This window comes from Chryseobacterium hagamense (assembly GCF_007991455.1).
GTDB classification, from domain to species: domain Bacteria; phylum Bacteroidota; class Bacteroidia; order Flavobacteriales; family Weeksellaceae; genus Chryseobacterium; species Chryseobacterium hagamense.
On sequence record NZ_BJYJ01000081.1, the window covers coordinates 1 to 1,352 of the forward strand.

General features: G+C 32.2%; 2 protein-coding genes. Both read left to right on the top strand.

The genetic code is table 11. The features are described 5' to 3' along the window. Positions 1-49 precede the first annotated feature (49 nt). Positions 50-838, top strand: coding sequence for a hypothetical protein (locus CHA01nite_RS20320; RefSeq protein ID WP_146944811.1), 789 nt, complete (start codon positions 50-52; stop codon positions 836-838). Between the two features lie 118 nt (positions 839-956). After that, complete coding sequence (locus tag CHA01nite_RS20325) at positions 957-1,265, top strand: hypothetical protein (RefSeq protein WP_146944813.1); 309 nt, start codon at positions 957-959, stop codon at positions 1,263-1,265. Positions 1,266-1,352 lie beyond the last annotated feature (87 nt).

Here is a 1,352-nt window from a genome sequence, read left to right on the forward strand (position 1 = left end):
TAAAAATATTGATATCTTGGCAAAAAGTAAAAAAATTAAGTTTTAAAATATGGAAAATTTATTTAAAAAATTAGTAACTTTTTTTAATGAATTAAGTTCAAATGGTTTAATAGAATTACATGAAGAATCTCTTTTTCCGCAAGAATTTAATTTAACAGAGAGATTTCTTCAGAAGTATCAAAAAAAGATTTCTGATGAAGCTGGTATTGAATTTAATGATGATGATATAAGAATATTAGGTTTAACTTCTCTTTCAATAAAATGGAATAATAAATTTATTCCTAAAGTAAAAGAAAACATCAATGGAGGAACATCTTTTCTAATATATAATTCTCTCTGTGGAATTCAAGATGAGTGGCTTAAGGAAAATCCACTTAATCATCCACAAAAATTAGTGGAAAATTTATATTCATTTAATGACAGTGAAATGCGTAAGCATATGTCCCAGCGAGGAAGGGGTTGTTTCTATCGAGAATATGCTAAATGGCCGTTGGATATTTATTTTTTTGATGAAGGTATACGTATTAAAATGAATATATCGCTAGAAGATTATGTTCAAGCTTTGATAGATAGTTGTGCGGTTAGTTACTGGCAGTATTTTTATGTGGATATAGATGAAATCATCAACCAAAATCAAGAAATGTTATTAAGGGATGGCATATTAATTAATAATCCAATTGAAGACAAAGACTTAGACAATCCAAGATTGAAGTATTTGATAAATGAATTGGAAATAATAACGAAAAATTTACCAATACTTTTTCCTGAAAAAGATTTTAGTTATCATCAAGATCGGCTTGAGCAAATAAAGAAAAAGGCAAAACCTTATTTGTTGTAATTACGATAGAGATAAAAGCGAAGTTTCTATTTGGAAGCTTCGCTTTTTTTCGATTATATACTTAAATGTTACGATAAAACAGGCAGTTCGTAAAGACGGTCTTCCATGCTTTGGGAACATGTCAAAGACCGGTTTGCCGACATCAAACCCAAAAATCTCCCGCTGCCACACGAATCCTTTCGTATGGTTTTTTATTAGTATATTCTCTCCCATCATATTACCCCAACTTAATGCCGCAAAAACCAGGATTGCCGCAGGCAGGAAAGACATACAGACTTATGTAAATAGCCTGTCGCTGAGCCTCCGTAAGATCGGAAAAGAAGCGATTGCCGAGATCCAAACTAAATTCAGGGCCCTTGAAGAAAGTGTAAACAGCAAAAAAGAGGCACTTATTGAGATATTGGCTAAAAAATATGCGATAATATAACAAGCATTGATGCGCGGATAGCAGAGCTTAAGAGCCAGAACAGCGGATGGGTAAACCAGGTGATGAATACCTTTAAAATCAGTGTAA